This window comes from Nocardiopsis sp. NPDC057823, from assembly GCF_042797335.1.
Classification (GTDB): domain Bacteria; phylum Actinomycetota; class Actinomycetes; order Streptosporangiales; family Streptosporangiaceae; genus Nocardiopsis; species Nocardiopsis changdeensis.
Genome location: NZ_JBHVLR010000007.1, coordinates 62,379 through 88,591 on the forward strand (window position 1 = coordinate 62,379; position 26,213 = coordinate 88,591).

General features: G+C 76.0%; 23 protein-coding genes. 14 read left to right on the plus strand and 9 right to left on the minus strand.

Going from position 1 to position 26,213, the window contains the following annotated elements; translation table 11 throughout:
• Positions 1 to 7 precede the first annotated feature (7 nt).
• The 4 genes from ACFVNO_RS14145 to ACFVNO_RS14160 all read left to right on the plus strand — a co-directional run bounded on the left by ACFVNO_RS14145 (position 8) and on the right by ACFVNO_RS14160 (position 5,622).
• Positions 8 to 1,765, plus strand: coding sequence for an ATP-binding cassette domain-containing protein (locus ACFVNO_RS14145; RefSeq protein WP_378892539.1), 1,758 nt, complete (start codon positions 8 to 10; stop codon positions 1,763 to 1,765).
• Positions 1,762 to 3,549 (plus strand): ABC transporter ATP-binding protein, encoded by a 1,788-nt coding sequence (locus ACFVNO_RS14150; RefSeq protein ID WP_378892542.1) that lies wholly within the window; start codon positions 1,762 to 1,764, stop codon positions 3,547 to 3,549. Before ACFVNO_RS14145 ends, ACFVNO_RS14150 begins: the two co-directional genes overlap by 4 nt.
• 85 nt (positions 3,550 to 3,634) lie before the next feature.
• Positions 3,635 to 4,219, plus strand: a complete 585-nt coding sequence (locus ACFVNO_RS14155; RefSeq protein WP_378892545.1) for a transcriptional regulator — start codon at positions 3,635 to 3,637, stop codon at positions 4,217 to 4,219.
• The gene (locus ACFVNO_RS14160) at positions 4,216 to 5,622 is read left to right on the plus strand and encodes a PEP/pyruvate-binding domain-containing protein (protein WP_378892547.1); all 1,407 of its coding nucleotides are present in this window, start codon (positions 4,216 to 4,218) and stop codon (positions 5,620 to 5,622) included. Before ACFVNO_RS14155 ends, ACFVNO_RS14160 begins: the two co-directional genes overlap by 4 nt.
• Positions 5,623 to 5,643: 21 nt before the next feature.
• Here ACFVNO_RS14160 and ACFVNO_RS14165 read toward each other — a convergent pair whose 3' ends face one another.
• On the minus strand, positions 5,644 to 6,849 hold the full coding sequence (locus tag ACFVNO_RS14165) for a cysteine desulfurase-like protein (RefSeq protein WP_378892549.1): 1,206 nt from the start codon (positions 6,847 to 6,849) through the stop codon (positions 5,644 to 5,646).
• Between the two features lie 291 nt (positions 6,850 to 7,140).
• Here ACFVNO_RS14165 and ACFVNO_RS14170 point away from each other — a divergent pair, with 291 nt between their 5' ends.
• From ACFVNO_RS14170 to ACFVNO_RS14200, 7 genes are all read left to right on the plus strand, one after another.
• Positions 7,141 to 7,947 carry an AraC family transcriptional regulator gene (locus ACFVNO_RS14170; RefSeq protein WP_355261748.1) on the plus strand — a complete coding sequence of 269 codons (807 nt, stop codon included), beginning with the start codon at positions 7,141 to 7,143 and terminating at the stop codon, positions 7,945 to 7,947.
• A 200-nt stretch (positions 7,948 to 8,147) separates the two neighbouring features.
• Positions 8,148 to 9,176, plus strand: a complete 1,029-nt coding sequence (locus ACFVNO_RS14175; RefSeq protein ID WP_378892551.1) for an iron-siderophore ABC transporter substrate-binding protein — start codon at positions 8,148 to 8,150, stop codon at positions 9,174 to 9,176.
• Positions 9,173 to 10,216: an iron ABC transporter permease gene (locus ACFVNO_RS14180; protein ID WP_355261742.1), complete on the plus strand. Its 1,044-nt coding sequence runs from the start codon at positions 9,173 to 9,175 to the stop codon at positions 10,214 to 10,216. Before ACFVNO_RS14175 ends, ACFVNO_RS14180 begins: the two co-directional genes overlap by 4 nt.
• An 11-nt stretch (positions 10,217 to 10,227) precedes the next feature.
• The gene (locus ACFVNO_RS14185; protein WP_378892957.1) at positions 10,228 to 11,292 is read left to right on the plus strand and encodes a FecCD family ABC transporter permease; all 1,065 of its coding nucleotides are present in this window, start codon (positions 10,228 to 10,230) and stop codon (positions 11,290 to 11,292) included.
• Positions 11,289 to 12,098, plus strand: a complete 810-nt coding sequence (locus ACFVNO_RS14190) for an ABC transporter ATP-binding protein (protein WP_378892554.1) — start codon at positions 11,289 to 11,291, stop codon at positions 12,096 to 12,098. Before ACFVNO_RS14185 ends, ACFVNO_RS14190 begins: the two co-directional genes overlap by 4 nt.
• Before the next feature lie 197 nt (positions 12,099 to 12,295).
• Entirely contained in the window at positions 12,296 to 13,525 is a 1,230-nt protein-coding gene (locus ACFVNO_RS14195; protein ID WP_378892557.1) for a hypothetical protein, read from the plus strand.
• A gap of 437 nt (positions 13,526 to 13,962) precedes the next feature.
• Positions 13,963 to 16,257 carry an FdhF/YdeP family oxidoreductase gene (locus ACFVNO_RS14200; RefSeq protein ID WP_378892560.1) on the plus strand — a complete coding sequence of 765 codons (2,295 nt, stop codon included), beginning with the start codon at positions 13,963 to 13,965 and terminating at the stop codon, positions 16,255 to 16,257.
• A 34-nt stretch (positions 16,258 to 16,291) separates the two neighbouring features.
• Here the strand turns inward: ACFVNO_RS14200 and ACFVNO_RS14205 are convergent, their stop codons facing one another.
• Both ACFVNO_RS14205 and ACFVNO_RS14210 read right to left on the minus strand, forming a co-directional pair.
• Complete coding sequence (locus ACFVNO_RS14205; RefSeq protein ID WP_378892563.1) at positions 16,292 to 16,540, minus strand: hypothetical protein; 249 nt, start codon at positions 16,538 to 16,540, stop codon at positions 16,292 to 16,294.
• Between the two features lie 883 nt (positions 16,541 to 17,423).
• The gene (locus tag ACFVNO_RS14210) at positions 17,424 to 18,887 is read right to left on the minus strand and encodes an MFS transporter (protein WP_378892566.1); all 1,464 of its coding nucleotides are present in this window, start codon (positions 18,885 to 18,887) and stop codon (positions 17,424 to 17,426) included.
• 151 nt (positions 18,888 to 19,038) lie between these two features.
• On the opposite strand from ACFVNO_RS14210, the gene ACFVNO_RS14215 reads away from it, so the two are divergent.
• On the plus strand, positions 19,039 to 19,500 hold the full coding sequence (locus tag ACFVNO_RS14215; protein WP_378892569.1) for a MarR family winged helix-turn-helix transcriptional regulator: 462 nt from the start codon (positions 19,039 to 19,041) through the stop codon (positions 19,498 to 19,500).
• A gap of 66 nt (positions 19,501 to 19,566) precedes the next feature.
• Here the strand turns inward: ACFVNO_RS14215 and ACFVNO_RS14220 are convergent, their stop codons facing one another.
• The 6 genes from ACFVNO_RS14220 to ACFVNO_RS14245 all read right to left on the minus strand — a co-directional run bounded on the left by ACFVNO_RS14220 (position 19,567) and on the right by ACFVNO_RS14245 (position 24,308).
• On the minus strand, positions 19,567 to 20,190 hold the full coding sequence (locus ACFVNO_RS14220) for a vitamin K epoxide reductase family protein (protein WP_378892572.1): 624 nt from the start codon (positions 20,188 to 20,190) through the stop codon (positions 19,567 to 19,569).
• Positions 20,187 to 20,882: a DsbA family protein gene (locus tag ACFVNO_RS14225; protein WP_378892575.1), complete on the minus strand. Its 696-nt coding sequence runs from the start codon at positions 20,880 to 20,882 to the stop codon at positions 20,187 to 20,189. Before ACFVNO_RS14225 ends, ACFVNO_RS14220 begins: the two co-directional genes overlap by 4 nt.
• Before the next feature lie 123 nt (positions 20,883 to 21,005).
• On the minus strand, positions 21,006 to 21,392 hold the full coding sequence (locus ACFVNO_RS14230) for a DUF2946 family protein (protein ID WP_378892578.1): 387 nt from the start codon (positions 21,390 to 21,392) through the stop codon (positions 21,006 to 21,008).
• 80 nt (positions 21,393 to 21,472) lie between these two features.
• A complete protein-coding gene (locus tag ACFVNO_RS14235; protein ID WP_378892581.1) occupies positions 21,473 to 22,309 on the minus strand; it encodes a citryl-CoA lyase in 837 nt (278 codons plus the stop codon).
• The gene (locus tag ACFVNO_RS14240) at positions 22,306 to 23,526 is read right to left on the minus strand and encodes a CaiB/BaiF CoA transferase family protein (RefSeq protein ID WP_378892584.1); all 1,221 of its coding nucleotides are present in this window, start codon (positions 23,524 to 23,526) and stop codon (positions 22,306 to 22,308) included. Before ACFVNO_RS14240 ends, ACFVNO_RS14235 begins: the two co-directional genes overlap by 4 nt.
• Entirely contained in the window at positions 23,523 to 24,308 is a 786-nt protein-coding gene (locus ACFVNO_RS14245; protein WP_378892587.1) for an IclR family transcriptional regulator, read from the minus strand. Before ACFVNO_RS14245 ends, ACFVNO_RS14240 begins: the two co-directional genes overlap by 4 nt.
• Positions 24,309 to 24,614: 306 nt before the next feature.
• Here ACFVNO_RS14245 and ACFVNO_RS14250 point away from each other — a divergent pair, with 306 nt between their 5' ends.
• Complete coding sequence (locus ACFVNO_RS14250) at positions 24,615 to 25,607, plus strand: Bug family tripartite tricarboxylate transporter substrate binding protein (RefSeq protein ID WP_378892590.1); 993 nt, start codon at positions 24,615 to 24,617, stop codon at positions 25,605 to 25,607.
• Positions 25,604 to 26,212, plus strand: a complete 609-nt coding sequence (locus tag ACFVNO_RS14255; RefSeq protein WP_378892593.1) for a tripartite tricarboxylate transporter TctB family protein — start codon at positions 25,604 to 25,606, stop codon at positions 26,210 to 26,212. Before ACFVNO_RS14250 ends, ACFVNO_RS14255 begins: the two co-directional genes overlap by 4 nt.
• The last annotated feature ends 1 nt before the right edge of the window (position 26,213 follow it).

Genomic DNA, 26,213 nt, shown 5'->3' on the forward strand with positions numbered 1-26,213 from the left:
CCCGGCGATGTACCTGAACCGAGGGATCCGGCCCTTCCTGGCCCCCGTACGCGGCGGCGTCGCCGCCACCGCGGCCGCCGCGGTGGCGGCCGCCGGGTTCTCCGTGGGGGTGGCCTTCGGCCTGGCCTCCGTGACCGGAGCCCTGCTGCGCTGGGGGGACGGCGGCGCGCCGGCGGTGGCGGGAGCCCTGGCCGCCACCGCCGCCTGCGCGGCCGGGCGCGGGGTCTGCCTGTGGGTCCGCGACCAGCTGGCGACCGCCACCGCGGCCCGGGTCAAACGGGCGGTCCGGGCCCGGGTGATGGACCGGATCTACGAACTGGGCCCCGGCCACACCTGGCCGCGGGGGCGCGGCGGGGTGCAGCCGACCGCCGTCGACGGGGTCGAGCACCTCCAGGGCTACATCGGGTTCTACCTGCCCCAGCTGCTGGTGTCGTGGGCGGTCCCGGCGGTGCTGCTCGCCGTGCTCGTCGCGGTCTCCCCGCCGGTGGCGGTCGTGGTGTTGGTGTGCGTGCTCACGGTCCCCTTCGCCCAGCGCCTGTGGCGCCTGGTCCTGCGCGACCGGGCCCGGGACCACTGGGACAGGTTCGAGGCGTTCGCCGACCGGGTCGGCGACACCGTCCGCGGCCTGCCGACCCTGGTGGCGCTGGGCGCCGCCGACCGGCGGCGCACGCACCTGGCCGGGGCCGCCGAGGACCTGCGCGCGGCCACGACCGCGAACATGCGGGCCTCGCTGGGGGTGTCGGCGGTGATGAACGCGGCGATGTCCGTCGGGACGGCCGGGGCCACGCTCACGGCGGCGCTGGAGGCCTCCCGCGGCTCGCTGCCCCTGGAGTCGGTGCTGCTGGTGCTGTTCCTGTCCGCCGAGTGCTTCCGCCCCCAGCAGGAGCTGAGCGGGTACTGGCACGAGGGGTTCCACGGCATCGCCGCGGCCGGCGCGATCACCCGGCTGCTGGAGACCGAGCCCCCCGTCCGCGACCGGCCCGGGGCGGCACCGGTGGAGTGGGCGGGGCCGCCCTCGGTGGCCTTCGAGAACGTGGACTTCACCTTCCCGGGCGCGGCCGGGCCCGCGCTGCGCGGGGTGTCGTTCGCCGTCCCCGCGGGCTCGGTGCTCGCGGTGGTCGGCGCCTCCGGCGCGGGCAAGACCACCCTGGGGCGGCTGCTGCTGCGCGACATGGACCCCGACTCCGGGCGGGTCCTGCTCCAGGGCCGCGACCTCACCGACCTGTCGCTGTCCGGGCTGCGCCGCGGCACCGCCCGCGTCGCACAGGACGTGGTCCTGCTGTCCGGCACGATCCGGGAGAACATCGCCCTCGCCGCCGGTCCCCCCGGACCGGAGGCCGACGCCCGGGTCGCCGACGCCGTCGCCCGGGCCCGGGTGGACGACGTGGCCGGGCAGCTGGACGACGGCCTCGACTCCGCGGTGGGCGAGGGCGGGCGGCTGCTCTCGGGAGGCCAGCGCCAGCGCGTCGCCCTGGCCCGCGCCCTGGCCGCCGACGCCCGGCTGCTGCTCCTGGACGAGGCCACCAGCGCGCTGGACGCGGAGAACGAGGCGCTCATCACCGGCTTCCTGCGCGCCGGGCGCGGCGAGCGCACCATGGTCGTCATCGCGCACCGGCTCTCCACCGTCGCGCACGCCGACCTGGTCCTGGTCCTGGACCGGGGGCGGGTGGCGGAGTTCGGCCCGCCGGGGGAACTGGCACTGGGACAGGGGCACTGGGCGCGGCTGGTCGACGCCCAGCGCGCGGGGACGGGAGGCGTGCGATGACCGCCGCGACCGGGCCGGTGCCGCCCGCGGCCGGGCTCGCCACCTGGCCCGGCATGTGGGCGGCCCTGGCCGGCCACCGGGGCGTGTACCTGGCGGCCGTCGCCTTCAACACCCTGGCCCTGCTGGCCCAGGCGGGTGCCGCGCTGGGCGGGGTGTGGGCCGTCGTCACGGTCCTGGCCGGCGGCGGGCCCGCGGACCTGGCGGCACCGGCGGCCGCCACCCTGGCGGCCGTGGCCGTCCGGTCGGCCGCCTCGTGGCTGGAGTCCTGGCTCTCGCACGACCTGAGCTTCCGGGTGCTGGCCCGGGTGCGGCTGTGGGTGTACGACGCCCTGGCCCGGCTCGCCCCCGCCGGACTCTCCCGCCGCCGCTCCGGCGACCTGCTCACCTCGTCCCTGTCGGACGCCGAGGCGCTGGAGATCTTCTACGCCCACTCCTCCATCTACACGCTCAGCGCCTGGGCGGCCACCCCGCTGCTGTGGGGCGCGCTGGCCGCGGTGAGCCCGCCCGCCGCCCTGCTCACGGCCCCCGTCCTGGCCCTGTCCGTCGCCCTCACCCTGGCCGCCCGGCGGTGGGCGCGCCCCCAGGGCGAGCGGATCCGCACCGCGCTGGCCGAGCTGGGCGGCGAGGTCGCCGAGAACACCGGGGCCGTCCGCGAGATCGTCGGCTACGGGCTGGTGCCCCGGCGGGCCGAGCGGCTGGCCGCCCTGGACGACCGGCTGCTCACCGCCCAGTTCCGCAACGCCCGCCGCTCGGGGGCCGAGACCGCCGTGCTGGGCGCGGTCGCCCTGCTGGCGGCGGTGGCCACCGCGGCGGCCGCCGCCTGGCAGCTGGAGCGCGGCACCCTCGCCCCCGAGGCGGTGCCCTTCGCGATCGTGCTGGCCACCATGGCGACCGCCCCGGTCCTGCAATGGGCGGCGATGACCCGCCACTACGGCACCACCGGCGAGGCCGCGGCGCGGATCGGTGCGCTGCTGACCGCGCGCCCGCCGGTCGCCGCCCACGGCGACCTGGCCGCGCCGCCCGAGGAGGGCGGCCGGGTCCGGGCCGAGGGGGTGTCCTTCCGGTGGAGCGACGTCGACCCCCAGGCGTCGGCCCGCCCGGCCGTGCGGGACCTGACCGTGCACGTCCGGCCCGGGGAGCACATCGCGATCGCCGGGAGGTCGGGGTCGGGCAAGTCCACGTTCGCGCAGGTCCTGGCCCGGTGCGTGGACCCGGGGCAGGGCCGGGTGGAGGCCGCCGGGGCGCCCCTGCCCCGCTACACCCGACCGGGGCTGCCGGGGGTGGTGTCGCTGCTGCCCCAGGACGTCGCCCTGTTCCGGGAGACGGTGCGCGACAACCTGCTGCTGGCCACCGACGACGACCTCGACGACGCCGACCTGTGGCGGGTGCTGGAGGCGGCGCGGGTGGACGACGTGGTCCGGCGGCTGCCGGAGGGCCTGGACACGGTGCTCGCCGACAACGGCCGCTCCCTGTCGGGCGGTGAGCGCCAGCGGCTGGCCCTGGCCCGCACCCTGCTGAACCCGGCCCGGGTGCTGGTCCTGGACGAGGCCGTCAGCCAGCTCGACGCCGTCGGCGAACACGACGTCCAGGAGGCGATCGCCGCCACCCGGGCGGGCCGCACCACGATCACCATCGCCCACCGCCTGACCACGCTGGTGCGCGCCGAACGGATCATCGTCCTGGACGCGGGGGTCCCGGTGGGCGACGGCACCCACGCCGACCTGCTCCGGGACTGCCCCGCCTACCGGCGCCTGGTCGCCCCCCAGCTGGACGCCCCGGGCTGAGCGGCGGGCTTTCGGATGCCATTGGTATTCAGATGTGGTTATCATCTGGATGTCATCGACATCTGAGAAGGCGTGAGGTGCGGACATGGCGTCCACCGATCCCCCCGCCGTGGTGCTGTCCACCCTGCGCTGCATCGGGTTCAGCTCCGTGGAGACCGTCGCCGCCGTCACCGGCCTGGACCCGGGCGAGGCCGAGTCCGCCCTCATCGACCTGGCCGTCGACGGACTGGTGACCCGCCACAGCGGGCCCTTCGGCGGCTGGGGGCAGACCGCGGCCGGACGGGAGGCCGACGCCCGCGCGCGGGCCCGGGAGCTGGAGGCCGCCGGGGCCGGACCGGCCGTCGCGGCCGCCTACGAGCGGTTCCTGGAGCTCAACCCCGAACTCCTCGACCTGTGCTCGGCCTGGCAGCTGCGCCGCCCCGGCGACCCGGCCGCCGAGGCCCGCGTCCTGGACCTGTTCGCCGACCTGGACCGGCGGGCGGCCCCGGTCTGCGACGCGCTCGCCGCAGCGCTGCCCCGGTTCGGCCGGTACCGGCCCGGCCTGGCCCGCGCCCTGGAGCACGCCCGTGCGGGGCGCACGGAGTACCTGACCGACCACCTCGCCTCCTACCACACGCTCTGGTTCCAGCTCCACGAGGACCTGCTCGCCACCCTGGGGGTCCCCCGATGAGGTGGGTGCGGCCCCTGGACCCGGCCGTGGCCGACGGGCCCGGCGACATCGGCGGCAAGGCCCACGGCCTCATCACCCTGCGGCGCCTGGGCCTGCCCGTGCCGCCGGGGTTCGTCGTCACCACCGGGGCCTGCCGGGCCTTCCGCCGCCTGGGCCGCCTCCCGGACGGGCTGGAGGCGGAGGTCCGCACCGCCCTGGCCGCCCTGGAACGGCGGACCGGCCGCACCCTGGGCGGCACCCCGGCCCTGACCGTGTCGGTGCGCTCGGGCGCCGCGGTGTCCATGCCCGGCATGATGGCCACCGTCCTGGGCCTGGGCGCACCGCCCGTCGGCGACGGGGACGCCGGCGCCGGGCCCGACGGGGCCAGGGAACGGCTGACGGCGGCCCTCGTCGAGGTGCTCGGGTCCTGGGACGCCCCGCGGGCCCGCACCTACCGGGCGCTGCACGGGATCGACGGCGACGCGGGCACGGCGGTGGTCGTCCAGGCCATGGCGGACGGCGACCGCGACGACCGCAGCGCCTCGGGCGTGGCGTTCGGCCGCGACCCGGTGGACGGGTCGCCCGGCCCCGCCGGCGACGTGCTCTTCCGCAGCCGGGGCGACGCCGTGGTCTCCGGGCGTGCGCTGCCGCTGCCCCTGACCGCCCTGGCCGAGCGCGAGCCGCGCGCGTGGGCGGACCTGTGCGACGCCCTGGAGCGCACGCAGGCCCACTACCGGGACGCCTGCTACCTGGAGTTCACCGTCGAGACGGGGCGGCTGTGGCTCCTCCAGGTGCGCCCCGCGGGCTTCTCCGGCGCCGCGGCCGTGCGCACCGCCGTCGGCCTCGCCGAACGCGGCGTCATCACCCGCGCCGAGGCGCTGGCGCGGGTCGCGACCGCCGACCTGGAACGCGCCCGGCTGCCCGTCCTGGCCGAGGGCGCCGACCTGTGGACCCGCGGCACCCCCGCGGGCCCCGGAGCGGTGGTGGGGCGCATCGCCACCGACACCGCGTCGGCGGTGCGCATGGCCGCCCGCGGGCCGGTGGTGCTGGTGCGCCCGGAGACCTCCCCGGCGGACATGGCGGGGCTCGCCGCCGCGGCGGGGGTGCTCACCGCCCGGGGCGGGGCCGCCTCGCACGCCGCCGTGGTGGCCCGCGCCCTGGGCCGGCCCGCGGTGGTGGGCGCGGCCGGCCTGCACGTCGAACCGGGGCGCGTGCGCGCGGGGGACCGCTGGGCCGCCGAGGGCGACCTCCTCACCCTCGACGGCACCACCGGCCGGGTCGCCCTGGGGGAGCGCCCCACCGCGCCCCCGCCCGCCGACTCGGCCGTGGACACCCTCTTGACCTGGGCGGACGCCGTCACCGGTGCCGGGAAGGGCACCGACACCGACCGCCTGGCCGCCGCCCACCGCGCCCTGGCCCGCTGACCCGGGGCCCGCGGCAGCCGGTCAGCGCAGGGCGTCGGCGAGGGCGGACAGCAGGCGGTCGACGTCCTCCTCCGCCGTGTAGGGGGCCATGCCCACGCGCAGCCCGGCGGTGTCGTCGACGCCCAGCCGGGCGAACGCCTCGTAGGCGTAGAAGCTCCCGGCGGGGGCCAGCACGCCGCGTTCGGCGAGCAGGCGCGAGACGTCGGCGCTGCGGCGGCCGGGGAAGGTCATGAACAGCGTCGGCGTGCGCTCGGCCGCCCGCGAGTGCACCTCCACCGCCCCGCCCAGCCCGGCCAGGGCCGCCTCGACCCTGTCGCGCAGCGACACCTCGTGCTCCTCCAGCAGCCGGCGGGCGGCGGCCAGCCGCCCGCGCCGGTCGCCGCCCGCGGGGGCGAGGTCGGCCAGCACCTCCACCGCCTCGGTGGCCCCGGCCATGGTCTCGTAGGGCAGGGTGCCGTACTCGAACCGCTCGGGCACCGCGTCGGTGGAGGGCACCAGCTTGTCCGGGACGACGGTCTCCAGCAGCGCCGGGTCGGCGGCCAGGACCGCGCAGTGCGGGCCCAGGAACTTGTAGGGGGAGCACACGTAGAAGTCGGCGCCCAGCTCCCGCACGTCCACCACCGCGTGGGCGGCGTGGTGCACCCCGTCGACGTAGACCAGCGCCCCCGCCCGGTGGGCGCGGTCGGCGATCGCGCGCACGGGTACCCGGGTGCCCAGCAGGTTGGAGGCCGCCCCGACGGCCACCAGCCGGGTGCGCTCGTTGATCACCGCGTCCAGCCCGGACAGGTCGGGCTCGGCGGTGGCCGGGTCGAAGTCGATCCACCGCACGGCCGCGCCGGTGCGCTCGGCGGCCTGCACCCAGGGGCGGACGTTGGAGTCGTGGTCCAGCCGGGTGACCACGACCTCGTCGCCGGGGCCCCAGTCCTTGGACAGGTGGCGGGAGAAGTCGTAGGTGATCTGGGTGGCGCTGCGCCCGTACACCACGCCCTCGGGCACGCACCCCAGCAGGTCGGCGTAGGCGCGGCGGAACGCCGCCACGGCCGCCTCGGCGTTGGCCTCCGAGACCGCCGACGTCCCCCGGTTGGACAGCGGCCCGGTGAGCGTTCGGGCGATCGCCTCCCCGACCCGGACCGGGGTCTGGGTGCCGCCGGGCCCGTCGAAGTGGGCGATCCCCGAATCCAGGGAGGGGAACTGCGCGCGGAACGCGCCGAGGTCGAACGCCGTCATGGGGCTCCTCCGTCGAATGCCTGCGGGTCACCGACAGCATCGCACCGCCCGCCCCCGCGGGCGCGGGCGGGGGCGCGGCCGACCGCGGCCCGGGGCCGTACCCGGCCCTTGTCGCCCGGGACCGCGACGAGTGGGGCCGACCGCGCGGGCCGGGGCCGTCCCGGCTCCCGTTGCCCGGGACCGCGACGGGTGGGGCTGACTGTGCGCGGACCGGGGCCGCCACCACTCTCATGACGGCGGGAAGGAGGAGGCGGCCGACCGCCCGCGGACCGGGGCCGTACCCTGAACGACGTGGTCATACGAGACGTCCTTCCCGGTGCGGACCCGGGGTTCGACAACCGCCGGCTGCCCGTGTACGAGGCCGGGGAGATCGACGTGCCGTTCGTGGTGTGGGGCTCGGAGGAGGTCATCGCCCGCGACACCTTCTGGGAGGAGCACGCCCACCCCACCCACGAGCTGCTGTGGAACGAGCACGGCGCCTCCTCGGCGACGGTCGGGACGCGGGTGTGGACCATCACGCCGACGGTGGGCCTGTGGATCCCCGCCGGGGTGCGCCACAGCGGGTGGACGCCCGCCGGGACCCGGCACCGGGCCGCGCACTTCGGGGTGCACGCGGTGCCCGCGATCGCCGACCGGCCGGTGGCGGTCGAGGTCACGCCGCTGCTGCGGCTGCTGCTGGACCGCCTGGACCACGGGGACCTGTCCGGGGACGAGCGCGCCCGCACCGAGGGCATGGTGCCGGACCTGATCGCCCCGGCCCGCAACGAGATCCTGCTGCAGATCCCCGACTCCCCGCTGCTGGCCCCCATCGTGGAGGCGGTGCTGGCGGACCCGGCGGACACCACCACCCTGGCCGCGTGGGCGGCCCGGCTGGGGGTGAGCACCCGCACCATCACGCGGGCGTTCCGGGCCGGGACCGGGCTGGGCTTCAGCCGCTGGGTGGCCACCGCGCGGGTGCGGCACGCGATCGCGCTGCTGTCGCGCGGGGAGGACATCGAGGACGTGGCGGCGTGTGTCGGCTATCACTCGGCGAGCGCGTTCGGCACGGCGTTCCGCCGTATCACGGGCACCAGCCCCGGCCGTTTCCGGGCCGGGTGACGGCGTCCCGGGGGACGGATGTCCGTTTCGCGACAAAGGTTGTCACATCTGCGTGATTGCGCGTCGGGTAAATGCACCCTAAGTTCGGTTAGGCAACCCTTATCTTCCGTTGTCGCGGGTGCCCCTGCCCTGCGACGACTCCCCGGCGGGCGGCGACGGCCGCGGCCGCCGGGGCGCGGTCCCCTGATCGGAAGGACACCATGTCCCGCGTTCTCACGCCCACCGCCGCCGCCGCGGCGGCGCTGCTCACCCTCGGGCTCACCGCCTGCTCCTCCGACGAGCCCGCCGGGCCGGAGGGCGGGGCCTCCGGGGACTGGACCCCGATCACGATCGAGCACGCCCTGGGCACCACGGTCATCGAGTCCGAGCCCGAGCGCATCGCCACCGTCAACTGGGCCAACCACGAGGTCCCCCTGGCCCTGGGCGTCGTCCCCGTGGGCATGGCCGCCGCCGACTTCGGCGACGACAACGGCGACGGCCTGCTGCCCTGGGTCGACGAGAAGCTCCAGGAGCTCGGCGCCGAGCCCCCCGTGCTGTTCGACGAGACCGACGGCATCGACTTCGAGGCGGTCGCCGACACCGAGCCCGACGTCATCCTGGCCGCCTACTCCGGCCTCACCCAGGAGGACTACGACACCCTCAGCGAGATCGCCCCCGTCGTCGCCTACCCCGAGACCGCCTGGGGCACCCCCTGGCAGGACATGATCCGCTTCAACAGCCAGGCCATGGGCATGGCCGAGGAGGGCGAGGCGCTCGTCGCCGACCTGGAGGAGGAGATCGCCGCGGCCGCCGCCGAGCACCCCTCCCTGGAGGGCAAGTCGACGATGTTCCTCACCCACGTCGACACCTCCGACCTGAGCGAGGTCAGCTTCTACACCACCCACGACACCCGCGCCCTCTTCTTCGAGGACCTGGGCCTGTCCACCCCCGAGAGCGTCGCCACCGCCTCCGCCGAGACCGAGGCGTTCTCCCTCACCCACAGCGCCGAGCAGGCCGACGCCTTCGGCGACGTCGACATCATCGTCACCTACGGCGGCGACGAGCTGGTCGAGGCGCTGGAGGGCGACCCGCTGCTGTCCCAGATGCCCGCCGTCGAGAGCGGCGCCATCGTCGCCCTGCCCGGCACCGACCCGCTGGGCACCGCCGCCAACCCGACCCCGCTGGCCATCTCCTGGGTCCTGGACGACTACCTGTCGCTGCTGTCCGAGGCCGCCGACAAGGCCGAGTGACCGTGCACGACACCTCAGCAGCCGTGGGCGCCGCCGTCGTGCGGCGCCCCCGGCGCGCCAAGGCCCTGTGGCTGCTCCTGCTCGCCGCGGTGCTCCTGGGGCTGATGTTCGCCTCGGTCACCGTGGGCTCGCGCAGCGTCTCCTGGCCCGACATCCTCGCCGCCCTGGGCGGCGACACCGAGGGCTTCGGCCGGGCGGCCGTCGCCAAGCGCATCCCCCGCACCGTGCTCGCGGTGCTGGCCGGTGCCGCGCTGGGCCTGGCCGGAGCGGTCATGCAGGGCGTCACCCGCAACCCGCTGGCCGACCCCGGCATCCTGGGCGTCAACATGGGCGCCTCGCTGGCCGTGGTCACCGGCATGGCCTACTTCGGGCTGGCCACCGCCACCTCCCGGATCTGGGTGGCGATCGCCGGGGCCGCGGCCACCGCCGTCGCCGTGTACGTCGTCGGCTCCCTGGGCCGCGGCGGCCCCACCCCCCTCAAGCTCGCCCTGGCGGGAGCGGCCACCTCGGCCGCGCTCACCTCGCTGATCACCGCCGTGGCCCTGCCGCGCGGCGACATCGCCGAGAGCGTCCGCTCCTGGCAGATCGGCGGCGTGGGCGGCGGCACCTTCGAGGCCGTGTCCCAGGTCCTGCCGTTCCTGGTGGTCGGCCTCCTGCTGTGCCTGCTGTCCGCGCGCGGCCTGGACCTGCTCGCCCTGGGCGACGAACTCGCCGCCGGGCTGGGCGCCCGGGTGGCCACCGCCCGCGCCACGGCCTCCCTGGGCGCCGTGGTCCTGTGCGGGGCGTCCACCGCCGTCACCGGGCCCATCGCGTTCGTCGGCCTGGTGGTGCCGCACGCCTTCCGCATGCTCATCGGCGGGGACCACCGCTGGCTGCTGCCGTTCTCCGCCCTGGGCGGCGCCGCCCTGCTGACCGCCGCCGACATCCTGGGCCGCATCGTCGCCCGGCCGGCGGAACTCGACGTCGGCATCGTGACCGCGCTCATCGGCGCCCCCGTCTTCATCTCCATCGTCCGCCGACACAAGGTCCGTGCACTGTGAGCGGTTCCGCCATCGACACCACCCGGTCCCCCGTCCCCGCCCCCGGCGAGGCCGTCGTGTCCGCCGTCGCCCGGGGGCGGCGCGCCCGCGGCCGGCGGCGCCTGGTCGTCATCACCGTCCTGGGCGTCCTCATCGCGGCCGGGTTCGCCGTCACCCTCATGGTCGGGAGGACCTTCTACCCGCCCGGCGACGTCATCGGCGTGATCCTGGGCCGCGACGTGCCCGGCGCCTCGTTCACCGTCGGACGGCTCCGGCTGCCCCGGGCCGTGCTGGCCGTGGTCGCCGGACTGAGCTTCGGCCTGGCCGGCGTCACCTTCCAGACCATGCTGCGCAACCCGCTGGCCAGCCCCGACATCATCGGCATCAGCGCCGGGGCCGGGACGGGCGCCACCTTCGCGATCGTGGTGCTCTCCCTGGAGGGCCTCGGGGTGTCGGCGTTCGCCATCGCCTCCGGCCTGGCCGTGGCGCTGCTGGTGTACCTGCTGTCGTACCGCAACGGGGTGGCGGGCGGACGGCTGGTGCTGGTGGGCATCGGCATCGCCGCGATGCTCCACAGCATCACCGACCACATCCTGGACAGGGCCGCCCAGTGGGACCTCCAGGAGGCGCTGCGCTGGCTGACCGGCAGCCTCAACGGGGCCGGCTGGGAGGCGGTCGTCCCCGCCGCGGCCGCCCTGGCGCTCCTGGCCCCGGTGCTGCTGGCCCGGGCCGGGGACCTGGACGCCCTGCGGCTGGGGGACGACACCGCCGCGGCGCTGGGGGTGCGGGTGGACCGCACCCGGTTGGTCCTCATCGTCGCGGCGGTGGGGCTCATCTCGTTCGCGACCGCGGCCGCGGGCCCCATCGCGTTCGTGGCGTTCCTGTCCGGCCCCATCGCGGCCCGCCTGGTGGGCCCGGGCGGGTCCCTGCTGCTGCCGGCCGCCCTGGTCGGCGCGCTGCTGGTGCTGGTCGCGGACTTCGCGGGCCAGTTCCTGCTCGGCACCCGGTTCCCCGTCGGCGTCGTCACCGGCGTGCTGGGCGCGCCTTACCTCGTGTACCTGATCGTCCGCACCCACCGCGCGGGAGGCTCCCTGTGACCACGGCCCATTCACTCCTCGTCGAGGACCTGACCCTGGGGTACCAGGACCGGACCGTCATCGAGGACCTGGACCTGGCGGTGCCGCCGGGGCGCATCACCGTGATCGTCGGCGCCAACGCCTGCGGCAAGTCCACGCTGCTGCGGGCCATGTCGCGGCTGCTGTCCCCCCGGTCCGGGCAGGTGCTGCTGGACGGCGAGAAGGTCCACCGGATGCCGTCCAAGCAGGTGGCCCGCACTCTGGGGCTGCTGCCGCAGTCGCCCATCGCCCCCGAGGGGATCGCGGTGAGCGACCTGGTGGGCCGCGGCCGCCACCCCCACCAGGGGGTGTTCTCGCGGTGGACCCGCGAGGACGACGAGGCGGTGGCCGCCGCACTGGAGGCCACCGGGACCCTGGGGCTGGCCGACCGTCCGGTGGACGAGCTCTCCGGCGGGCAGCGCCAGCGGGTGTGGATCGCGATGGCGCTGGCCCAGCGCACGGACCTGCTGCTGCTCGACGAGCCGACGACGTTCCTGGACGTCAGCCACCAGGTGGAGGTCCTGGACCTGCTCACCGACCTCAACCGGTCCCTGGGCACGACCATCGTGATGGTGCTGCACGACCTCAACCTGGCGGCCCGCTACGCCGACCACCTCATCGCCCTGGCCGACGGGAGGCTGCACGCCGCGGGCGCCCCCGAGCAGGTGCTCACGCCCGAGACGGTGGAGGCGGTCTTCGGGCTGCGCAGCCGCATCATCACCGACCCGGTGTCGGGGCGGCCGCTGATGCTGCCCATCGGCCGCCACCACGACCCCTCCGCGGACTGACCGCAGGACCGGCCGCAGGACCGGCCGGTGTCGGGCCCGGCGGCTAGGGTGGGCGGACCGCCGGACCCCTGCCGTGGAGGAGACGCCCCCGTGCCCCGAACCGCCGTGGACGAGAGCCCCCGGAGCGGCCGCCGCGCCGCCTCCGGCCTGCCCGGGACCGCGCCCGCCCGCCCCGCGCCCCGGACGGGCGGACGGCCGTGACGTCCGCGCCCGGCCCCGGGGACGGGGCGCGCGCCTGGGCGGACGGGGCGGCCGCCCGGTTCTCGCTCGGGGGCATCCGCACCGCGGAGTTCCTCGCGCTGCTGTACACCCCCGAACTCGCCGCGGCGGTGGAGGGGCTCGACGCCGTGGTCCGCGACACCCCCGCGGTGGGCACCGCCCGGCGCGGGCGGGCCGGCACCGGGCCGCGCCCAGCCTGGGCTCCCCGCGTGTTCACCGACGCGCTGCCCGCCGACCTGCGCCACCGGCTGCTCGTCTGGACGGAGCTCGTCCCCGCCCGCCGGCACGGGATCGGCCGCACCCTCACCCCGCCGGACGCGGCGGCCAACGACGTGTACCGCGTCCTGCACCTCCACCTGCGGGAGGACGGGGCGCCCTGGGAGGCCGGCCTGCTGTCGCTGTACCTGGACATGTGCCTGGCCCACGTCGTGGACGTGCACTCCGTGCTCGCCGTCTGCGAGCGCCTGACCGCGGGCGCCCCGGCGGAGCACCTGGAGCGGCTGGAGGAGATGGGGGCCCGCCGGTTCGGGGACCGGGGGGATCAGGGCTCCGGCCCGCCCGCCCGGGGGCCCGAGCACGTGCGCCTGCTGCGGCTCCTCCAGCGCCTGGACCGGTCGCGCACCCCCAAGGACGTCCTCCCCCCGGGCGACCTGTTCGGCGACCTGCTGTCGACCGCCCGCCCCGACCTGTGGAACGGCACCGGCACGGCCGACCTGCTGGTCCACCTCCTGGAACCGCCGTCCACCCGCCCCTCCGCCGCGTGGCGGCGCCGGACCGCCGGACACCTGGCCGCGCTCCCGGACGCGGCGGCGACGGTGCTGGGAATCCTCGACTTGGCGCCGTCCCTGCCGGAGGCGGGGCCCCGGGACCGGTGGGACACCTCCGCGGACCACCTGCGGCCGCACGTCCAGGACATCCTGCACGGCGCCGTCTGGTGCGCGGACCTGCTGCCCGAGGAGGCCCGGGAGGCGGCGGTGCCCGTCCTGGAACGGACGGCCGTCTTCACGGGCACCGGCCCGGGCGGCTCGCGGAAGGTGCGCGCGGAGCGCGCCGCCTCGGCCGCCGTGCGCGTCCTGGCCGGATGGGGCGGGCCGCACGGGGCCCGGGCGCTGGCCCGGCTCGGAGCGGTGATCGAGAAGGAGACCCTCAGGCGCGTCCTGGCCGCGGCCGCGGCGTCCCTCCCCGCCGCCTCCCGCGGCGCCCCGTGACCGGCCGCCCCCCGGGGGCGCGGGTCCGTGCGGTGCGCCCGCACACGGAACACCAGGGCGTTCGGTGCGGAGGCCGCGGCGTGCCGGCCGCCGGAGATTTCACCGGAAGGGGCCGAAGCCGCCATTGTCCGCCGTTCATGTTCGCATGCGCCGGCCCCTTTCCCCGGGCGGTAAAGGTCGCGGTGTGTCGTGGCGGGGCGGCGCCCGCGGATTCCCCCGGTGATTGTCGGGGCATCTCCCGGGCCGTATGATGGCGGCGCCGTGAGCTGCGGTTCCACGGCACAGGAGCGTGTCCGTGCGATCGGTGCCGGTGCGCTTCCGGGGGTATTCCGGATATCCCCGGAGGTGTCGGTATCGGCCGATTCAAACGTCCGCAAGGAATTCCTTTTTTCCGTCCGCCGCGGCGGGGACCGCGGACGACGACGGGGGAGGGCCTCATGGCGGACGAGAAGAAGGAACGGTGGTCCCGGCGCGACTACCGCCACCCCGCGGCCGGATGGGGCGCGGCGCTGTCGGTCGCCAACGTCCTCAAGGGCGAGGGCGAGTGGATCGACGGCCCCCGGGCCGTCTTCAGGATGAACCACGAGAACGGCGGCTTCGACTGCCCCGGCTGCGCCTGGCCCGACGACACCAAGGGCCTCAAGCTCGACATCTGCGAGAACGGCATCAAACACGTCGCCTGGGAGATGACGCACAGGCGCGCGGGCAAGGAGTTCTTCGCCGGGCACACCGTCACCGAGCTCAAGACCTGGAGCGACCACGACCTGGAGGCCCAGGGGCGGCTGGTGGGACCGCTGGTCTACGACGCCGACACGGACAGGTACGTGCCGATCGCCTGGAAGGACGCCTTCGAGCTCGTCGGCCGCCACCTGCGCGGGCTGGACTCCCCGGACCAGGCCGCCTTCTACACCTCCGGGCGCCTGGGCAACGAGGGGACCTTCCTCTACCAGCTGATGGCCCGCGAGCTGGGCACCAACAACCTCCCGGACTGCTCCAACATGTGCCACGAGGCGTCCGGCCGCGCGCTGACCGCGGCGCTGGGCACCGGCAAGGGCACCGCCGACCTCAAGGACTGGGAGACCGCCGACGCCCTGTTCATCATGGGCGTCAACGCGGCCTCCAACGCGCCCCGCATGCTCACCGCCCTCACCGAGGCCCGCAAGCGCGGCGCGCGGATCGTGCACGTCAACCCGATGGTCGAGGCCGCCGCCCGCAGGGCCATCGTCCCGCACGACTTCGTCGACATGGCCCTGATGAAGGCCACCCCCACCAGCAGCCTCAACCTCCGGGTCCGGCCCGGCGGCGACATGGCGCTCATGCGCGGCATCGCCAAGGCGCTGCTGGAACGCCTGGAGACCGATCCCGGGGCCGTCGACCCCGAGTTCATCGAGCGCTACACGTCCGGGTTCGAGGCGTACCGCAAGGTGTGCGCCGACACCCCCTGGGAGGAGCTGGAGCACCAGTCGGGCCTGTCCCGCGCCGCCATCCTGGAGGCGGCCGAGGTGTACCACCGGTCCGAGCGGACCCTCATCAGCTGGTGCCTGGGCATCACCCAGCACGAACACGGCGTGGACACCGTCCGCGAGATCGTCAACGTGCTCCTGCTGCGCGGCAACCTGGGCCGTGAGGGCGCGGGCCCCTCGCCGGTGCGCGGGCACAGCAACGTGCAGGGCAACCGCACCTGCGGCATCGACCACCGCCCCAAGGAGGAGTTCCTGGACCGGCTGGCGTCGGTGTGCGGCATCGACCCCCCGCGCGAGCACGGCCTGGACACCGTCGGCACCATCGAGGCCATGAACCGGGACGACGGGGACGAGGGGCGGGTCCGGGTGTTCGTCGGCATGGGCGGCAACTTCGTCCTGGCCGCCCCGGACACCTCGTACACGGCGCAGGGCCTGCGCCGGTGCGACCTCACCGTGCACGTCAGCACCAAGCTCAACCGCAGCCACCTGGAGCACGGCCGGGAGGCGCTCATCCTGCCGTGCCTGGGCCGCACCGAGAAGGACGAGCAGCGCACCGGCCTCCAGGCCACCTCGGTGGAGGACTCCATGAGCATGGTCCACCTGTCGGTGGGCATGAAGCGCCCGGCCTCCCCGCACCTGCTGTCGGAGCCGGCGATCATCGCGGGGATGGCGCGGGCGGCCCTGCCCGACAGCGCCACCCCCTGGGAGGACTACGTCGGGGACTACGACCGCGTCCGCGACACCATGGCCAGGGTCCTGCCGGGGTTCGAGGACTTCAACCGCCGGGTGCGGCTCCCGCTGGGGTTCCGCATCAAGCAGCCCGCCCGCGAGCTGGTGTTCCTCACCCCCTCGGGGCGGGCCGAGTTCTCCACCGCGGCGCTGCCCGACGTGGTGCCCGCCGACCGCGACGTGCTCGTCCTCCAGACCATGCGCTCCCACGACCAGTGGAACACCACCGTCTACTCCGACGACGACCGCTACCGGGGCGTGAGGAACCTGCGCACCCTGGTCCTCATGAACGCGGAGGACATGCGCGCCCGCGGCATCGCCGAGGGCGCCCTGGTCGACATCGAGTCCCGCTCCAAGGACGGCACCCGCCGCCGCCTGAGCGGCTACCGGGCCCTGCGCTACGACCTGCCGCGCGGCAGCGCCGCAGGCTACATGCCGGAGATGAACGCCCTGGTCGGGATCGCCGACTACAGCACCCAGAGCGACCAGCCGCTGATGAAGAACGTCCTGGTCCGGGTCACCCCGGCCGCGGCCGGCTGATCCCCGCCCCCGGGACGGGGCGGCCCCGGGACGGTCAGAACAGGACCGGGAGCGAGACCGGGCGGCTGCCCTGGATCCCGCCGACCCCGTGCCGGCGCAGGTCGGCGAAGGGCACGGCCAGCCGGGCCCCGGGCAGGTCCGCGCGCAGGACCTCGACCACCGCGGCCAGCTCCAGGCGGGCCAGCTGCGCGCCGGTGCAGTAGTGCGGCCCCGCCCCGAACGCCAGGTCCGGGCCGATGGCGCGGTCGGGGTCGGTGTTGATCCCCTGGATGTCCACGAGCACCGGGGAGCGGGCGGGGAGCCGGACCCCCGCGAGTTCGACCTCGGCGGCGGTGAACCGCCACAGGCTGAAGGGCGCGGGGGAGTGCCGGCGCAGCGTCTCGCGGACGATCCCGTCCGCGTCCCCCGCGGAGCGCCCCCGGGGCCGAGCAGGCCGGCGATGAGGAAGCCCAGGGACGGGTCGGTGGTGAGCTGCCCCGCGTAGATCAGGGTGAACAGCAGGTAGTGCACCTGGGACTCGGTGAGGTCGGGGACACGTGCGCGCAGCTCGACGGCCAGGCCGTCCCGGCCCGGTTCCAGGGCGGCCGCGGCCAGGTCCGCGAAGGCCGCCATCGCCCGGCCCACGTCCTCGGGGCCGTCGCCGTGCATCAGGCGGCAGGCGGCGACGGCCTGGTCGACCCGGTCCAGGGGGACGCCCAGGAGGTCGCACACCACGGTGAGCGGGAAGCGCGTGGTGAAGTCCGCCATCAGGTCCACGGGCCCGCCCTCCGCGGCCAGGCCGGTGAGCATCCGCCGCGCGTGGCCGGTGACCCGTCCGGCGTAGGAGCCGATCCGGCGCGCGGTGAACAGCGGCGCGTGCGCCCGGCGCAGCCGTTCGTGCGCGGGGCCGTCGGTGGTGGTGAGCGAGGGCTGCGCGGCGGCGGTGGGCTCCAGCCCCGCGGTCCGCGGGTCCCAGTGCCCGGGCGCGTACGCCGGGTCCTTGACGATCCGCGGGTCGACGAGGACCTGGCGGGCCAGGGTGTCGTCGGTGACGATCCAGGCGGGGCCGCCCGCCGGTGCCCGGACCCGCACCAGGGGTCCCAGGGCGCGCAGGGCGGCGTGCGCCGGGTGGGGCTCGTCGAGTCCGCGGACGGCCGGGGCGAAGGGGTCGATGCCGGTCGGGGGTGTCATGGGGAGGTCTCCTCGTGGGGTCGGGCGGGGAGCAGGAACAGGAGCACTGCCGCGGCCGCGTAGCAGGCGACCTGCCAGGGCAGGACGGCGGCCAGGGCGTGGGTGTGGGCGGCCGCCGCGGAGGAGCCGCCCGCGAGCGCGTCCTCCAGCCGGGCGAAGAACACGGTGCCCAGCGCGGCCACACCGACCGCGCCGCCGATCTGGGTGACGGTGCTCAGGACACCGCCCGCGGCTCCCGCGTCCCGGGCGGGCACCCCGGCCAGCACGACGTTGACCAGGGAGGGGGCGGTCAGGCCCAGTCCCAGACCGCCCGCGAACAGGGGCACGGCCAGGGCCGTGGAGGAGGGGGCGTCCCCGTGCAGCAGCGCGAGCAGCAGGAGCTGGGACGCGGCCAGGAGCAGGGCGCCGCCGACCAGGACCGCGCGCCCGGCCCGGTCGGCGAACCGGACCCCGATACCGGAGGTGATGACCGAGCCCGCGGCGAAGGGCAGGATCACCAGGCCGGCCTCCCACGGGCCGCGGCCGGTTCCCCCCTGGAGGTACAGGGAGAGCAGGAGGAAGAAGGCGCCCAGGGCGCCGAAGAACGGCAGCGAGGCGGCCAGGCCCAGGGCGAAGGCCCGGCCGCGCAGCAGCGCGGGGTCCAGGACGGGCCGTCCGCCGCGTGCCACCAGGCGGCGCTCCCACCACAGGAACAGGGCGGTGACGGGCACGGAGAGGGCCATGAGGGCCGTGCCCCACCAGGGCCACCCCCAGTCGCGCCCCTGGACCAGCGGCAGCAGCGGCAGGACCACGGCGGTGGCGGCCAGGGCCGCGCCGGTGCCGTCGAACCCGGTCCCGTCCCCGCTCCGCGACTCCGGCAGGAAGCGCGCGCCCAGGGCCAGGCCGGCCGCCGCGACCGGCACGTTGACCCAGAACACCGCGCGCCAGCCCAGGCCGAACGGGTCGGCCTCCACCAGGAGGCCGCCCAGCAGGGGCCCGGCGACGGAGGCCAGCCCCAGGACGGCGCCGTAGGCGCCCATGGCGCGGGCCCGTGCCGCGGGGGCGAACGAGGCGCGGATGACGCCGAACACCTGGGGGATCATCAGCCCGCCCGCCAGCCCCTGGGCGACGCGCCCGGCGACCAGGGCCCAGGGGGAGGGCGCCAGGCCGCAGGCGGCGGAGGCGAGGGCGAATCCGGCCAGGCCGAGCAGGAAGAGGCGGCGGCGCCCGTACCGGTCGCCGAGGCGTCCGCCCGTGACGAGCCCCGCGCCGACGGCGAGCGTGTACCCGGCGACCGTCCATTGCAGTGCCGCCTCGCCCGCGCCCAGGTCGGCGGCGATCGCCGGGGCGGCGACCCCGACGATGGTGGCGTCCAGCAGCTCCATGAAGGCGGCGACGAGGACGACCGCCAGGGCGACGGCGGCGGTCCGCCCGGTGAGCAGGGGCGGTGGGCCGGTCGCGGCGGCGGGCGGTGCGGTCATGGTGAGGGTCCTCTCCTGGTGGCCGTTTGCTGTGCAGCACAGTAGATGTGTCATGCAGTAGCTGCGTGACGCGGTAGCTGCGTGACACAGTTAAAGTAGCATGGCTTTGCTGCGCGGTGCAGCGAACGGGGAGTGGAACGGAGCGCCGCCCATGGCACGGAACGAGAGGGACGCCCTGGTCAGGGCGCTCGTCGAGGACGCGATACCCGCCTGGGGGATCCGCGTCGTCCAGCTCAACAGCGTCGTCGCCGCCCGGCTGGGGGTCACCGACACCGACGTGCAGTGCCTGCACGCCCTGGCCCGGCACGGGCCGATGACCCCGGGCGCCCTGGCCGAGCACGTCAACCTGACCACCGGCTCGGCCTCGCGCATGGTCGACCGGCTCGTCGCGGCCGGCTGCGTGCGCCGGGTGCCCGACCCCGGCGACCGCAGGCGCGTCCTGGTGGAGCCCACCGAGGAGGGGGTGGCCCGCGTCACCGCCGCCTACGCCGGGCTGGTGGCGCGCACCCGGGAGGAGCTCGCCGGGTTCGACGAGGACGCCCTGGCCGCCATCCTGAGGTTCGTGCGCGCCGCCGAGCACGACACCGCCGAGGAGGCCCGCGGCGCCCGGTGACGACGCGGCGGCGGGCGCCCGACGCGGTCGGGCGCCCGCCGGCGTGCCCGGGAGGGCCGGGCGGTGTCAGACCAGGGTGGTCCAGTAGGTCCAGAACGCCTGGGTGACCGCCGCGGCCAGGGCCAGCGCCCACAGGCACAGGAACGTGCTGTGGTAGCGGACCATCACGTCCGCGGCCCGGCGCAGGGCGCCCGGCGCCGGGAGGTGGCCCGCGTCCAGGGCGTGCAGGGTGGTGTACCAGAAGACCGGCACGGTCACCGCCCACACGACCGTGCAGTACGGGCACAGCGCGCCGATCCGGTACAGGCTCTGGAAGATCAGCCAGTGCACGAACCCCGCCCCGAACAGCGTGCCCGCCCACAGGCCCAGGTGGAACCAGCGCGGGAACCGCGCCCCCGCCAGCAGGGCGACGCCCACGGTGGTCACCACCGAGAACCCGACCACACCCAGGACCGGGTTGGGGATCCCGAACACCTCCGCCTGCCAGGTCCCCATGACCGTTCCGCACGACAGCACCGGGTCGATGCTGCACGAGGGCACGTGGCCGGGGTCCTGGAGGACGCGGACCTTCTCCACCAGCAGGGCGGTGGCGGCGAGCAGGCCGACGGCCCCGCCCAGGGCCAGCAGCCAGGGCAGGGCGCGGGCCGGGACGCCCGCGCCCCGCCGCCGGAGCCCGGCGGCGGTGCTCATTCGGCCAGCCCGGCGTCGATCAGGGAGGCCAGCATCTCGTAGGTCGGCATGCTCGGCGTCCGGTACCCGTTGACGAAGATCGTCGGGGTCCCCTGCACTCCCAGGGCCACGCCGTCGTCGAAGTCCGCCCGCACCCGGTCGGCGACCTCCTGCGACTCCATGTCGGCGGTGAACTCCCCGACGTCCAGGCCCAGCTCCTCGGCGAAGCCGACGAACACCTCGCTCTGGTCCTCCTGGGACTCGCCCCACTCGGCCTGGGTCTCGTACATCAGGGCGTACATCTCCTCCAGCGCGCCCTGGCGGGCGGCCGCCTCCACGGCCGCGGCGGCGGGCTCGGAGTTGGTGTGCCCGGGCAGCGGGAAGTAGCGGACGACGAAGTCGATGCGGCCCTCGTAGTCCTCCCGGATGCGCTCCATCACGGGGAACTGGGCGCGGCAGGCCTCGCACTCGAAGTCGAGGAACTCCACGACGGTGACCGGCGCCCCCTCGACCCGGTCGAGGTACCGGCTGTCCTCGCGGACCAGCAGTTCGGCGGGGGCGGGCGAGGGGGAGGCCTGGTCCCCGAGCGCCGCCGCGGAGGCGCCGGTGGAGCCGGGGGAGTCCTGGGGGCGGTTCGACAGGTACACGAGCGTGCCGACGAGCAGGCCCAGGACGGTGAGCATCACGAGGGTGAAGGTCGTGTTCTGGTTCACGGTTCTTCCGTTCCAACGGGTCCGTGCGCGGGGCACGGAGGGATCACGACGGGACCGCCGGTCGGGGCGGTCCGGGGAAGGGGGAGGCGGCGCGGACGCGGAGGGCGTCGGCGCGGTCGTGTTCTAGACCCGTTGCACGCAGAGCAGGGTGAGCAGCCCGGGCCCGTGCCGGGGCGCCGCGGGGGCGTCCTCGACGGGCGGGGCCGGCGCGTGCGCGGCGCGGACCAGAGCCCACAGCAGGGGGAGTGGGGCCAGGAGGAGCGGCGGGCCCGAGGCGGACGCCGAAGCGGGGGCCACCCCGCAGGCGTGGTCCCCGTGCCCGGCGCCGCCGCTGTCGGTCGCCGGGGCGTCGGTGGCCGCGGCCACCGGGACGCCCCCGGCGCCCGCGGGCGGGGCGGTGTGCGCCGCGGTGCCGGTGCGCACCAGGGCGCAGGCCAGGCAGGCCAGCACGAGCACGGCGAGCAGCACCGCGAGGGTGCGCGTGCCGCGTGTACCGGGGTGCCCGTCCATGATCGGCACTTTAACGGCGCCCCGTCCCGCCCCCGCCCCGGGGTGCCCGTGAGACCCCGCGGCCACCCCGGGTGCCGGTGTCACCGCGGCAGGTGGCGCGTCTCCGGCCCGTGGTGCCCGGCCAGGACCCGCCGGGGCAGCGGGCCCTTGATCCGGGCCCCGCCGCCGCTCTCCTCCCAGGCGTGGGCGAGGATGCCCACGGACCTGGACAGGACGAACAGGCCGCGCCCCAGCTCGGCGGCGAACCCGAGGGAGGCGTAGACGATCGCTGTGGCGCCGTCGATGTTCATCGGCACGGGGCGGCTGCGCCCCCGGGCCAGCGCGGCCTCCAGCGCCAGCCCCGACTCCAGGTGCGTCGGCGGCACCAGGCCCCGGTCGACCGCCTCGCGGACCCGGTCGACGAGGGGGTCGCGGCGCGGGTCGCGGGGGTGGAAGCGGTGGCCGAAGCCGGGGACCCGCTGCCCGCGCTCCCGGTGTTCGGCCACGACGGCCTCGGCGGCCCCGTCGGCGGACGCGCCCTCCTCACGCAGCAGGGCCATCCGCTCCAGGAGGGCGATGCACTGCTGGCCCGCGCCCCCGTGCACGTCCCCCAGGAGGTTGACCCCGGTGGCGACCGCGTTGTTGAGCCCCACACCGCAGGTGGCGGCCATCCGGGCGGCGGCGATGGAGGGCGCCTGCGGCCCGTGGTCGACCGCGGCCACCAGGGCCGCCTCCAGCAGGCGGGCGCGCTCGGGGTCCGGCAGCTCGCCGCGCAGCAGGAGCCAGACGGTCTCCACCAGGGAGACCCGCCCGATCAGCTCCTGGACCGGGTAGCCGCGCAGGTCGATCTCCCCGGGGGCGATCCGCGTGATGGCGGTCGACCACCACGCGCCGATCTCCTCGTGGGTCATGGACCCCGCCGTGTCCTGTGTGCTCATACCGCGCCTTCCTCTCGCAGGGCCTCGATCTCGGCGTCGTCGAACCCGGCCTCGCGCAGCACGGGGACGGTGTGCTCGCCCAGCAGGGGAGGAGGGGTCCGGGGCGCCAGGGGCGACCCGTCCACGTGCACCCCGCTGCCCAGCACCCGGAGCCCGCGGTCGCCGGAGCCGGGGAAGGGCAGGGTGTGGACCAGGCCGCGGTGGGCGATCTGCTCCGACTCCAGGGCCTCCCGGACCCCGAGCACCCGTCCCGCCGGTACGCCCGCGCCGGAGAGCTCTTCCTCCCACTCCGCGGCGGACCGCGCCCGCAAGTGCTCCTCCAGGGCCTTGCGGAGCTCCTCCCGGTGGGCCTTGCGGTCCTCGCGCCGCGCGAAACGGGGGTCCCCGCACAGCTCGGGGGCCCCGACGACGCGGCAGAGGACCTCGAACTGCTCCTGCTTGTTGGCGGAGATGTTGAGCGCTCCGTCGCCGGTGGCGAAGGTGCCCGAGGGCGCGGCGGTGGCGTTCTCGTTGCCGATGCGCTCGGGCTCGGCCCCCGTGGAGAGGTAGTTGGACACGCCCCAGCCCATGGCGGTGATCGCGGTCTCCAGCATGGACACGTCCAGGTGGGTGCCCTGCCCGGTGCGTTCGCGCCGCGCCAGGGCGGTGGACACGGCGAAGGCGGCGGCCAGGCCGCCCAGCACGTCGGCGATGGGGAAGCCCGCCCGCAGCGGCCCCGTGTCGGGGGTGCCGGTGGCGCCCATCATCCCCGACAGGCCCTGCACGATCTGGTCGTAGGCGGGCCGGTCGCTCAGCGGGCCGTCGGCGCCGAACCCGGAGATGGCGCAGTACACCAGGCGCGGGTTGACCTCGCGCAGCACGTCGGGGCCGAAGCCGAGGCGCTCCAGCACCCCGGGGCGGAAGTTCTCCAGCAGGACGTCCGCGCCGGCCAGCAGCGTCCGCATGACCCGCCGGCCGGAGGCGGACTTCAGGTTCAGGGTGAGCGAGCGCTTGCCGCTGTTCTGGGCGAGGAAGGACGCGCCCAGCCGCCGGTCGTTGAGCTCGGCCGAGGCGCCCAGCCGCCGGGCCAGGTCGCCGGTCCCGGGGACCTCGACCTTGACGACGTCGGCGCCCATGAGGGCGAGCTGGTAGCCGGCGTAGGGGCCGGCCAGCACGTTGGTCATGTCCAGGACCCGGACGCCCGCCAGGGGCGGGCCGTCTCCGCCGGTGCCGGTCATCGGTCCTCCCCCGGGGCCGGGGCGCCGCCGGCCGGGTCCAGGCCGATCTCGGAGATGCGCCGGGCGGCGCCCATGACGGACTCGGTGAACCCCCGCACGGCGGCGTCGGTGAAGCGGGCCGTGGGCCCGCCGACGGCCAGCGCGGCGATGGGGGTCCGCCCGGTCCGCCCGAAGACGGGGGCGGCCACACCCGAGGCCCCGTGTTCGCGTTCGCCGTGGCTGACGGCGTAGCCGCGTTCGGCGGCGTCCTCGACCTGCGCGCGCAGCCGGTCCACGTGGGCCGGGCCGTAGGGGGAGGCGGCGGCCACCCGCAGCAGGGTGGCGTCGTCGGCCCCGATGAGCAGGACCTTGCTCGCGGCACCGCCCCACAGCACCATCTCGTCGCCGGTGTTGACGACGTGCCGCAGGCGCTGCGGCCCCTCCTCCTGGGCCACGCACACGCGGACGGCGTCGGCGCGCACGTACAGGTTGACGGTCTCGGCGGTGTCGGCGACGAGTTCGCGCATGACGGCGCGGGCCGCCTCGGGCACCTGCCAGACGGCGTGGGCCAGGCGGGCCCAGCGGAGCAGGCCGGGGCCCGCGGCGATCCTGCCGTCCGGGCCCGTCCACAGCAGGCCCCGCTGCTCCAGCGTGCCGACCAGGCGCAGGACGGTGGTCTTGGCCAGGCCGGTGCGCTCCACCAGCTCGCGCGTGGTGTAGCGCAGGTTCCGCTCGTCGAACAGGTCGAGCATGTCGATCGCGCGCGTCACGCTCCGGACGCCCCCGTCCGAGTCACCGGACATGCGCCCTCCTCTCATGTGGTCCGCTAGGTGGACCTATAAGACCATCAAGTGGACTGTGGTGGTCAGCGTAACGCATCGCCCACGCCCCCGCCAGAGCGCTCCGGGGGCCGGTCGCCGCCCTCCCCTGATCGGGAAATCCCGGATTCACCAGGGGTTCCCCCTTCCTCGGCCGGAGGGAGGGGGAATGTTGCACAAAGGTTTCGCGGCCCCATTGACACGGACAAACGTGATCCGCATCATTTCCTGAACCGAACAGCGGCCCGTTCGGTCCGCCAGGCGGACCAATCGGGGCGAGAGGGAGTGAAGATGGACAAGCAGCGGGCCCTCCGGGCGACCGGGGCCGTGTGCGCGGCCCTGGTCGTGGGCGCCGCCGCGGTGAACGCCGCGCTCACAGGAACGCACGAGTCCCAGGCGCGGGCGAGGATCGACATCCTCGTCCCCGCCGACCCCGGCGGCGGGTGGGACCTGGTGGCCCGCGAGACACAGCACGCGCTGCGGGTCAACGGCATCGTCGACAACACCCAGGTGCTCAACCTGCCCGGTGCGGGCGGCACCATCGGGCTGGCCCAGACGGTGCGGCGCGAGGGGGAGGCCACGACCCTCATGACCACCGGGACGGTCATGATCGGCGGCATCATCGTCAACGACTCCGCCCAGACCCTGGAGGACGTCGTCCCCATCGCACGGGTCGCCGACGACTACGAGGTGTTCGTGGTCCGCGCCGACTCGCCGCTCCAGGACATGGGCGACCTGGTCGAGGAGTGGCGGGACGACCCGGGCTCGGTCGCCGTCGGCGGGGGCTCCCTGGGCGGCACCGACCACCTCCTGGCCGGACTGGCCGCCCGCTCCCAGGGGGTCTCCCCCGACGAGGTCAACTACATCCCCTTCGCGGGCGGTGCCCAGGCGCTGACCTCCCTGCTCTCCGGCAGCATCGACGTCGGCGTCTCCGGCTACAACGAGTTCCGCGACCAGGTGGAGGCCGGGAACCTGCGGGTGCTCGGCGTCTCCGCCCCGGAGCGCGTGGACGGCCTGGAGGAGCACCCCACCCTCCCCGAGCAGGGGGTGGACGCGGTCCTGCCGAACTGGCGCGGCTTCATGGCCCCGCCCGGCATCACCGAGGAGGAGCGCGCCGAGCTCACCGCCGTCGTCGAGGAGATGGTGGCCACCCCGGAGTGGCAGGACACGCTGGAACGCAACCGGTGGGACGACACCTTCCAGTCCGGACCCGAGTTCGAGGAGTTCCTGGAGGCCGAGATCGCCCGCATCACCGAGGTCACCGAGGAGCTGGGACTGTCATGACCACCCACCGCACCGAGGCCGCCCCCGGCGGCACGGCCCCCGCGGCCCCCGGGGCCCGCTCCTGGTGGCGGGGGCGCAGCGAGATCTTCGTCGGCCTGCTCACCGTCGCCATCGGCGTCTTCCTCGCCGTCCAGACCGGCGCCATGCACGTGCCGGACAACTCCGCCTCGCCCGGCCCCCGGCTCTTCCCCTCCCTGGTGTCGGCCCTCATGATCGTCCTGGGCGCGGTCCTGGTCCTCCAGGTCGTCCGCCGCCCCGCCCCCGAGCCGGACGGCGGGGAGGCCGACCGGCCCGAGGGCGCCGGGGTCGTCGGCGCCCTGATGGAGGGCGAGCGCCCCCACACCGCCGCGCCCGCCGCTCACAGCGACTGGCGCACCGTCGGCACCGTGCTCGGCTCCGTGGTCCTGTTCGCCCTGCTCCTCCAGCCCGTCGGGTGGCTGCTGTCCGGGGCGCTCCTGTTCTTCGGCGTCGCCTGGGCCTTCGGCGGCCGCCGCCCCCTCTTCGAGGCGACCGTCGCCCTCGTGTACTCGTCCGTCGTCCAGCTGGCCTTCGTGGCGGGCCTCGGACTCAACCTGCCCTCCGGCATCCTGGGAGGGGTGCTCTGAC

What these genes read in the sequence shown, in the direction of transcription:
- ACFVNO_RS14220 (WP_378892572.1), bottom strand. Translation starts at nt 20,190, where the DNA reads ATGAGCACCGCCGCCGGGCTCCGGCGGCGGGGCGCGGGCGTCCCGGCC.
- ACFVNO_RS14245 (WP_378892587.1), bottom strand. Translation starts at nt 24,308, where the DNA reads ATGTCCGGTGACTCGGACGGGGGCGTCCGGAGCGTGACGCGCGCGATC.
- ACFVNO_RS14160 (WP_378892547.1), top strand. Translation starts at nt 4,216, where the DNA reads ATGAGGTGGGTGCGGCCCCTGGACCCGGCCGTGGCCGACGGGCCCGGC.
- ACFVNO_RS14240 (WP_378892584.1), bottom strand. Translation starts at nt 23,526, where the DNA reads ATGACCGGCACCGGCGGAGACGGCCCGCCCCTGGCGGGCGTCCGGGTC.
- ACFVNO_RS14155 (WP_378892545.1), top strand. Translation starts at nt 3,635, where the DNA reads ATGGCGTCCACCGATCCCCCCGCCGTGGTGCTGTCCACCCTGCGCTGC.
- ACFVNO_RS14210 (WP_378892566.1), bottom strand. Translation starts at nt 18,887, where the DNA reads ATGACCGCACCGCCCGCCGCCGCGACCGGCCCACCGCCCCTGCTCACC.
- ACFVNO_RS14200 (WP_378892560.1), top strand. Translation starts at nt 13,963, where the DNA reads ATGGCGGACGAGAAGAAGGAACGGTGGTCCCGGCGCGACTACCGCCAC.
- ACFVNO_RS14215 (WP_378892569.1), top strand. Translation starts at nt 19,039, where the DNA reads ATGGCACGGAACGAGAGGGACGCCCTGGTCAGGGCGCTCGTCGAGGAC.
- ACFVNO_RS14230 (WP_378892578.1), bottom strand. Translation starts at nt 21,392, where the DNA reads ATGGACGGGCACCCCGGTACACGCGGCACGCGCACCCTCGCGGTGCTG.
- ACFVNO_RS14165 (WP_378892549.1), bottom strand. Translation starts at nt 6,849, where the DNA reads ATGACGGCGTTCGACCTCGGCGCGTTCCGCGCGCAGTTCCCCTCCCTG.
- ACFVNO_RS14250 (WP_378892590.1), top strand. Translation starts at nt 24,615, where the DNA reads ATGGACAAGCAGCGGGCCCTCCGGGCGACCGGGGCCGTGTGCGCGGCC.
- ACFVNO_RS14150 (WP_378892542.1), top strand. Translation starts at nt 1,762, where the DNA reads ATGACCGCCGCGACCGGGCCGGTGCCGCCCGCGGCCGGGCTCGCCACC.
- ACFVNO_RS14145 (WP_378892539.1), top strand. Translation starts at nt 8, where the DNA reads ATGTACCTGAACCGAGGGATCCGGCCCTTCCTGGCCCCCGTACGCGGC.
- ACFVNO_RS14235 (WP_378892581.1), bottom strand. Translation starts at nt 22,309, where the DNA reads ATGAGCACACAGGACACGGCGGGGTCCATGACCCACGAGGAGATCGGC.
- ACFVNO_RS14175 (WP_378892551.1), top strand. Translation starts at nt 8,148, where the DNA reads ATGTCCCGCGTTCTCACGCCCACCGCCGCCGCCGCGGCGGCGCTGCTC.
- ACFVNO_RS14255 (WP_378892593.1), top strand. Translation starts at nt 25,604, where the DNA reads ATGACCACCCACCGCACCGAGGCCGCCCCCGGCGGCACGGCCCCCGCG.